Source organism: Bacillus cereus group sp. BfR-BA-01441, assembly GCF_022663075.1.
GTDB classification, from domain to species: Bacteria; Bacillota; Bacilli; order Bacillales; family Bacillaceae_G; genus Bacillus_A; species Bacillus_A cereus.
In genome coordinates this window covers 1-8,388 of the sequence record NZ_JAKUEU010000130.1, presented here as the reverse complement: position 1 = coordinate 8,388, position 8,388 = coordinate 1, and the positions used below count along the sequence as shown (strand labels likewise).

Here is an 8,388-nt window from a genome sequence, read left to right as displayed (position 1 = left end):
TTATGATAGATATAATTGAAAAATCGTTGATATATTTTTTTACAATTATGAGTGTGTTTCCTTTAGTATCGCTTGTACATATGGATCATGTAATATTTGCTCTATAATTGGTAACATGTTTTGTTCAAATGGAATGTCGATAGGAAATGGCTTTTGAGAGCCTGGTTTTATTCCATATTGCACAATTTTGTAATGTGTATTGTTTTCAGACTTGAGCACAATTAACTTATAGCGGTTATCATCGCCAGCGAGTGAAAAATCAATAGAAGTAGCGTTATATGTCACTTCATCTTTATATATGTACGGTTTTGGCGTACCAATCCAGTCTACTTTTGCTTGTACATTCATGGGCGTAGCCTCCTTATATGTATTATAAATAAATAAAAGCCAGCTCTCAATAAAGAGAACCGGCTTGTAATTTAGCAGTCATTGGTTATTTTAAAATTTTCACTTTAACAGTTTTGCGTCCCCATTTTTGAGCAGCGCTATCTGATCCAAGTAAGATATCAATACGGTTACCTTTAATTGCACCACCAGTATCTCCAGCGATAGCTTCTCCGTAACCTTCTACCCATACTTTAGATCCTAATGGGATTACTTTCGGGTCAACAGCGATCATTTTCATGTTTGGATTCGCAGTTAAATCATGACCCATTGCAGTTAATACACGGCCGCCATATGTGCCACCGTTTTCGCTCGGGTGAGCTGTATATGCTGTAGCTACAACTGTTAACTCACGACCACCAGATGGTGTGTTAGTTTCAGCAGCTTTCACAGCAGGCTTAGCAGCTGGTTTTGCTTGTGCTACAGGTGCTTGAGCCTTAGCTGGTGCTGCAGCTTTAGCAGGAGCAGTTGTTTCTTGTTTCTCAATTACAGGTGCTGTACCTGTTAAGAAAGGAACATGAACATAAGCTGTTTTCCCGTTATATTCAAATTGTAACCACTCATTTTGTACTTGGTTCGTTGTTTCGATTACATCGTCTTTCTTCAACTTTCCAAGAACCTCTGAGTTTGTGTTCGCTTCAGCACGTACGTTTAATACGTTAGCTGTTACGTAGTAGATGCTTTTTGTGAACTCTGCACTTACGAATGCGTCTTTACCGTCTAAAGTAATTTTTGACCATCCGTTCTCTGTATTTTGAACATCTATTTTATTACCGTTTAGTAATTTACCGACAACTTTTGATTCAGTAGTAGGGTTTTCGCGTACGTTTAGTACGTCTGTTGTTACAACAGTTTCTGCATTAGCAGATGATGTGAAAATCCCAAGACCAAAAACTGCTGCTGTTGCTATACCAATTAATTTTTTCATGATAGCCTCCATTGCGTTTGTTTTCGTGTCCTCATTATAGCAACAGATTTTTTCGGATTTGGGGAATACACACAATTACAAACCATTCGTAATAAGTCGTTAACATCCTGTAATATAACAAAAAATATAGGAAAGCGTTTTTCATTCTATATAACTCATAGGTTTCTAGTTATATTCAAAATATTTAATACAACATGTTTTTTTCGACGTAAATAAAAATGTTACAGGAATGTTACATGATGTTTACTAAACGATTACATTCCTTGAGTATTTTACCGTTTTATGGGTAATATAGTTATATAAACATAAACATTTTGTTTGTGAAGCTATAAACACGTGCTACATACTAGCAAAAAAACCGCATAATTGTTACAAAACGAAAGGGTTGCAAGGAAGAACTTTGCCCTTTTTTACATATGTAACACATCCTTTTTTAGGAAAATACATTCCTATCCGCGTTTTTCTCACACAATTTGACAGCAGTATTTCTAACTTGTAGCTCTTGCAGAGTGAAAAAGTTATACGAAAGGTAAGGCTGTCCATAAGAATTCGAATTGGTGAAGGTGAAAGTAAGAAAATCACCGCAAAATTATAGTTTTCTATCCGATTTTACATATCGGAATTTATGTTATTTACAAAAGCGAAACCTACGAAGGGGGATTTGATGAGGAAACTGACAAAAACATTCATCGTTTCATTAACATTATGTATTGCATTTACAATTTGGGGGATTATTCCCGAATCTATTATTGGAAAAGGTAGCTTAGGAAATGTAACAACCGCAATTCAAACTGCATTAGTTAGTAAGTTCGGGTGGTTTTATATTATTTCCGTGTCTATTATTTTAGGTGTGTCTATCTTTTTAATTGTTTCGAAATACGGTTCTATTCGTTTAGGTAAAGATGATGATGAACCTGATTATAGTTATATGACATGGTTTGCTATGTTATTTAGTGCTGGTATGGGTATTGGCTTAGTTTTCTGGGGCGTTGCCGAACCATTAAACCATTTATACGCACCTCCGTTTGGAGATAGTGCAACTGAGGAAAGTGCGCGCCTTGCACTGCGTTTTTCGTTTTTCCATTGGGGATTACATCCTTGGGGACTATATGCGTTTGTAGCGTTATGTATTGCTTACTTTACCTTTAGAAAAGGAAAAGCAAGTACGATTAGTGCGACAGTAGGTCCGTTATTTAAGGGCGGGGAACACGGGCGTATTGCTCATTCATTTGATGTGTTAGCTGTTTTCGCAACTGTATTTGGTGTTGCAACGTCATTAGGTCTTGGTGCGAAACAAATTGCAGGTGGTGTTAGTTATTTAACATCTATCCCGAACTCATTAACGACTCAGTTAGTTATTATTGCAATCGTAACAGTATTATTTATGTTATCTGCGCAAACAGGTCTTGATAAAGGAATTAAATATTTAAGTAATACGAATATTATTTTTGCATTTGCACTTATGATCATTGTATTATTTGCAGGTCCAACAAACTTTATTATGAATTACTTCACTTCAACAATCGGTTCTTATATTCAGGAATTGCCAAGTATGAGTTTCCGTTTAAGTCCATTAGACGAAGGTGGGAATCAATGGATTCAGTCATGGACAATTTTCTATTGGGCATGGTGGATTGCGTGGTCACCGTTCGTAGGTACGTTTATTGCTCGTGTTTCACGAGGTCGTACGATTCGTGAGTTTGTTATCGGTGTGTTACTTGTGCCGACCGTAATTGGTGCACTTTGGTTCTCTGTGTTCGGCGGTACTGGTATTCATATGGAGCTGTTTGGTGATGCACATATCTTCGACAAAGTGAAAGAAATGGGAACAGAAGTAGGATTATTCGCTATGTTCGATCAGATGGGCAGCTTTGGATCAGCTTTATCAGTTTTAGGTATTTTACTTATTGCAACATTCTTTATTACATCGGCAGACTCTGCAACATTTGTTTTAGGAATGTTAACGACACATGGTAGTTTAAACCCACCAAATCGTATTAAAATGATTTGGGGTATCGTTCTAGCCGCGATAGCTTCTACGCTATTATATATTGGCGGATTAGAAGCCTTACAAACGGCAGCTATCATTGCAGCATTCCCGTTCGTCTTCGTTATTTTCTTTATGATGGCAGCATTATTTAAAGAGTTACAAAAAGAAGGGCGTATGAAGCGTCATTAATAATAGAAGGAAAAGAGCTGATTTCATATCAGCTCTTTTTTATTTCTCTATTTGCCTGTAAAAGTACAATTGGTGATGGCTAATGAAAGTTTCACTTTATATAGAAGGAATTTGAAATGCGGGTAGGGGAAATAAAATACTTTACCATATAAGTAGTATGCCTTTTATACGAAGAAAAAACGATAGGTTTCGACAATATTCGATACCTTACGAATTCTATTCGTATTTTTGTCAAAAATATGTCGGAAATGTGTTGTCACGTTTATATATATGTGCTATATTATTTCCTGTAAGCGATTTCAAATAGTTTTAAAGCGCATTCAAGGGGGACATCTAGAATAATGAAACGTTACGAAAGAAAGTGGAAGCATATTTGTTTGAAACGTGTGGCACATCGTAGTGTCCAAGAAAGCACGGAACCTAAGACTGAAACGCGCAAAGAACAGCAAGAGAAGCAATTGGTTCTACAAAAATAGCAATCACTTTTTCGTATATAAATGAAGGTCGATCGTTCGTTGGGGGATGGACGTGAAATTACTTTCAGCTAAGGGGTATTGTCTGATATATAATTTATACGGCAATAAATAAGCACAGAGCATACGGCGCTCTGTGCTTATTGTTATTATTTCTCTTTTTTGAATCGAACTGTCTTATCCCAGCCAATGACTTGTTTCTTGCTCTTTGCACGTAAGTATAAGATTAAGCTACGAATAAATAAGTACGTAAAGAGCTGTGCGTACGTAAAGTACATAATAACGCTAATAAAAATATTAGTCGGTGTAAAGGTTCGTTCGACACTCTGGGCACTAAATAATTGAGAAACATATGTAATATATGCGACATACCACATAAATAGTAGCGGAATGCTATATTGAATTTGGAATATCCCGAGTAGCCCAATTACAAACCAAACGTTTGAAATGATTAGGAATAGCCAAAATACAACATACACTAGAACTTGTTGTAAGGAATGGACGAGAAGTTTTCCTTTAAAGAAACTTAATGATGAGAACATTTTTTCTAAAATGTATAAATTCCCTTGGAGCCAACGTGTACGTTGTTTAATAAGAATTTTTAAATGCTCTGGTTCTTGTTCCCAAGTAACTGATTCTGGGACGATTGGTAAGAGATAACCTTTTTGTGTAATTCTTAATGTTAATTCAGCATCTTCTGCAATTGCATAAGGGTCATAGCCACCAAGCTCTTCTAGTGCGGAGCGACGAAGAAGCATATTTGTTCCTGTCAGTGAGCCTGTTTGGAATAGTAACCAGCGTCCAGATTGCATAAGGAGCTGGAAGATTTGAAATTCCAGTGAAATCATTCGCGTCAGCCAGTTGCGCTTTTCGTTTACTGTACGAACATGTCCAACAGCTCCAACAGCATCTTCAGTTGTTTCAGCGTGTTCTACAAGCATTCGCAGTGCGTGTGGTTCAGGCTGGTTATCTGCATCGTAAACACAGAAGTATTCACCATCTGAAATACTAAGGCCGTAGTTTAGTACACGTGATTTACCCTTCGGTTCACCGGGGGGAACACGAATATGGCGAATATGAGCATAAGCTTTGTCGAAATCATCGCCAATTTCAGGTGTTTCATCTTGAGAGTTATCATTTAATAAATAAATAGTTAGTTTTCCTGGATATTCAATCTGCGCCATCGCCTCTAAAGTATCTTTAATAACGACGCCTTCATTATGGGCAGGTATGAAAATATCGACACTCGGATAATGTTCTAGCGTACGATCTTTTCGTTTACTATTTCGGTGAATTAAGCCCGCAATTGTTAAGAAAGAGTAGTAAACGAGTAAGCCAGAGAATAGAAAGGCGGTAAAAATAAGAACATATTTAATTGAAAATGTGATACTGATCCAAAAAACGAGTACGCAAAACAGAAGAAATAAAAGAAGTATAACGAGAGTCATCATAACAATGTCTGTCCTTTGTTTCCAATTTGCTCGCGTGAAATTTTTATATCTCGGATTGCTTCAGCTGCAAGCCATTGCTCCATTTTTGGCTTTAGGCGGTTCATTACAATGTCAGCACCAGCTTCATTTGTGTTTTGTAATAAAATAACTAGCGTATTATTATCATATTCAGCAGCAAGGTCAAAATCATTCCTTACCGTTTCAACTAATAAGGAAGCTACACGGTCCATAACACTTTCCTTCGTATATTTACTAAAGGGAGTGAAATCAAAGTAAATGATAACGCCTGTTTCATTACGACGATTCATTGCAGTTGTTAATAATGCTTGGCGTCTCTCGAATTCTTGTCTTGTTAGTAATTTTGATTCTCCAATATATTGTTCTAACGTTCTCACACGCTCAGTTAAAGTTTTATTTTCATGAATCACTTTTTTCAATAGGTGAGTTGTTATGTATACAATGAAGAAGTTAGCTGCCATCAGGAAGTGGGTAATCATATATTGCCATTGATCTGATGTACTCCATAAATGAAGCCATGCTTCATAAAACAAATAAAATACGGAAATAATGGTTCCTAGTATGAAGAAAATAAATGCTGTTTTGTCAGCTAAAAATAAGAATAGTACATTTACGATTACGTATATTATTGTAAAAATGAGCGCATGCTCATAATTCGTCACATGTACAGTAGTAAAATAAAATACAATTTGTAGAATCCACATAGAGAGGATTTTATAGAACTTATCTTTCACAAAACTTTCCTCCTTAAAGCTATTTCATCAATAGATACTTGTAGTATGCACAATTATTAAGAAATTGACCATGTCGTTACATTCTTTTGAAGGGCAACGATAAGTAGTATCGCTATTTTCATTAGAAAAATAAAAAGACTTAAACATTATTGTATCATAATGTTCTTATATTTGGCATAAGGTGATTAATAGATGCATAAAAGACGCTTGGATTGCATGAAAAAAGTCTCCTCTTGTAGAAAGAGAAGACTCTATATAAGTTTATAGGAACATCATACCTGCAACTGCTGCATTTAAGAAGTTCGCTAATGTACCAGCGATAACTGCTTTAATCCCTAATTGTGCAATTTGTTTACGGCGAGTAGGAGCTAACGTTCCTGTTACACCTAATTGAATTGCGATAGAAGAGAAGTTTGCGAATCCACAGATTGCAAATGTTAAAATTAGATTTGTTTTGTCAGAGAACTCTGCCATGTGTGGTCCTAAGTTTGCGTATGCAACGAATTCGTTGATTGCAAGTTTTTGACCGATAAAGCTTGCTGCTTGTACAGCTTCACCAGGAGAAACCCCGATTAAGATTGCAAATGGTGATAATAAGTAACCGAAGATTAAATCAAGGCTAAGTTTAATATCGAACAGAGAACCAACCCATCCTAATAATCCATTTAATAAAGCGATTAATGCGATGAAAGCCATTAACATTGCTGCTACGTTAATAACAAGTTGCATACCTTCAGATGCACCGCGTGCAGCTGCATCGATAACGTTTGCGTCTTCACGTTCTGTAGAAAGTTCAACGTTATTATCTACTTTTTCTGTCTCTGGCATAATGAGTTTCGCAATTAATAAGCTTGATGGAGCTGCCATTATTGCAGCTGCTAATAAGTGCTCTAACGGAATACCCATTGCTGCATAGCCGACAAGAACAGATCCAGCAACAGCTGTCATACCGCTTACCATAATAGTGAAGAATTCACTATTTGTTAAGCGTGCTAAGTAAGGTTTAATTAAGATTGGAGCTTCAGTTTGTCCTAAAAATACAGTCGTTACTGAGTTTAAGCTTTCTGCTTTAGAAGTTCCAAGAAGTTTACTTAATGCACCACCAACGACGCTAACAAATTTCTGCATAATACCAAAATGATATAAGATTGCTACTAATGAACTAATAAATACGATTGGAAGTAGTGCTTGAATAAAGAATACAAATCCCCAAGGTCCTTTTGCGTTGACTAAATCCCCAGCAACGAACTTAATTCCCTCGTAAGAAAAATTAATTAATCCTTGAACACCGTCAGCAGCGTGTTTTAAACCTGCTTTACCAGCATCCCATCGTAATACGATAAATGAAAATGACATTTGTAATGCTAGCGCGATTAAAATTGTGCGCCAATTAATAGCTTTGCGGTTGGAAGATAGTAAGAATGCAATTGCTAATACTCCAATCACGCCGCCAATTCCCCATAAAAGATTCATGCAGTGTATGCTCCTTCCTCATAGTAAAAACAGTGTATAAACCAGTTGTCTATACGTTTACGAATATAACATCTTAAGTAACTTATCATAATGGACATCGGAGGTCAAACGTCTAATGAAAAGTTTAAATAAAAAGAAAATTCTTCAAAAAAACACATATGAAATAAATAGACATGAAATAGGTTATGTTTTTTATGGGAATATATACATTATGATAACGTTATGCATTGTTTTTGCAGAATAAAGTGTATGAAATGGAAGAATGGATACATTATTTTTGTAGAGAGAAGGTAGGAGAAAGGGAGTAATATGTTGAACTCATAGCAAAAAAGCCTTCTAGTAAACTAGAAGGCTTTGAAACTATTAATTAAGGTGCTTTCGTGTATCCTAAGAAGTGGCTCTTCCAATAAGAGTTACTTAATGAAGCGATTGCTACACCTTTATCTCCAGCTTGGATAAATGATCCGCCCCCAAGGTAGATACCCATGTGAGAAGGACCAGATTTATAAGTGTTTTGGAAATAAATTAAGTCACCAGGTTGTGGACTTGAAGTTTTTGGTAGGCTACTCCAATATCCTGCAACACTTTGGCGGCTAATGTTATGACCAAATTTCTTAAATACGTGGTAGATGTAACCACTGCAGTCAACACCGTTAGCAGAAGTTCCGCCCCAAACGTATGGTACACCTTGCATTGATTTTGCGTATGCAAGTACGGAAGAACTGTCGCCGCTATTATTACCTGTATT

At 36.4% G+C, this 8,388-nt stretch carries 7 protein-coding genes; 1 reads left to right on the top strand and 6 read right to left on the bottom strand.

Features of this window, described 5'->3' with window-relative positions:
* Window positions 1-45: 45 nt before the first annotated feature.
* A complete protein-coding gene (locus MR107_RS28110) occupies window positions 46-348 on the bottom strand; it encodes a DUF3910 family protein (RefSeq protein ID WP_001102539.1) in 303 nt (100 codons plus the stop codon).
* Between the two features lie 85 nt (window positions 349-433).
* Entirely contained in the window at window positions 434-1,312 is an 879-nt protein-coding gene (locus MR107_RS28105) for a cell wall-binding protein EntA (protein ID WP_000733326.1), read from the bottom strand.
* Window positions 1,313-1,976: 664 nt separating this feature from the next.
* Between MR107_RS28105 and opuD the strand changes: the two genes are divergently transcribed.
* Entirely contained in the window at window positions 1,977-3,491 is a 1,515-nt protein-coding gene (gene opuD / locus MR107_RS28100; protein WP_001229103.1) for a glycine betaine transporter OpuD, read from the top strand.
* Window positions 3,492-4,113: 622 nt separating this feature from the next.
* On the opposite strand, the gene MR107_RS28095 is transcribed toward opuD, so the two are convergent.
* The 4 genes from MR107_RS28095 to MR107_RS28080 all read right to left on the bottom strand — a co-directional run.
* Window positions 4,114-5,415 carry a glycosyltransferase family 2 protein gene (locus MR107_RS28095; protein WP_086404150.1) on the bottom strand — a complete coding sequence of 434 codons (1,302 nt, stop codon included), beginning with the start codon at window positions 5,413-5,415 and terminating at the stop codon, window positions 4,114-4,116.
* Complete coding sequence (locus tag MR107_RS28090; RefSeq protein WP_074553758.1) at window positions 5,412-6,167, bottom strand: nucleotidyl cyclase domain-containing protein; 756 nt, start codon at window positions 6,165-6,167, stop codon at window positions 5,412-5,414. Before MR107_RS28090 ends, MR107_RS28095 begins: the two co-directional genes overlap by 4 nt.
* A 261-nt stretch (window positions 6,168-6,428) precedes the next feature.
* On the bottom strand, window positions 6,429-7,640 hold the full coding sequence (locus MR107_RS28085) for a NupC/NupG family nucleoside CNT transporter (protein WP_001051019.1): 1,212 nt from the start codon (window positions 7,638-7,640) through the stop codon (window positions 6,429-6,431).
* Window positions 7,641-8,007: 367 nt separating this feature from the next.
* Window positions 8,008-8,388: C40 family peptidase (locus tag MR107_RS28080; RefSeq protein ID WP_242293005.1), on the bottom strand; the 381-nt coding region annotated here is incomplete at its 5' end.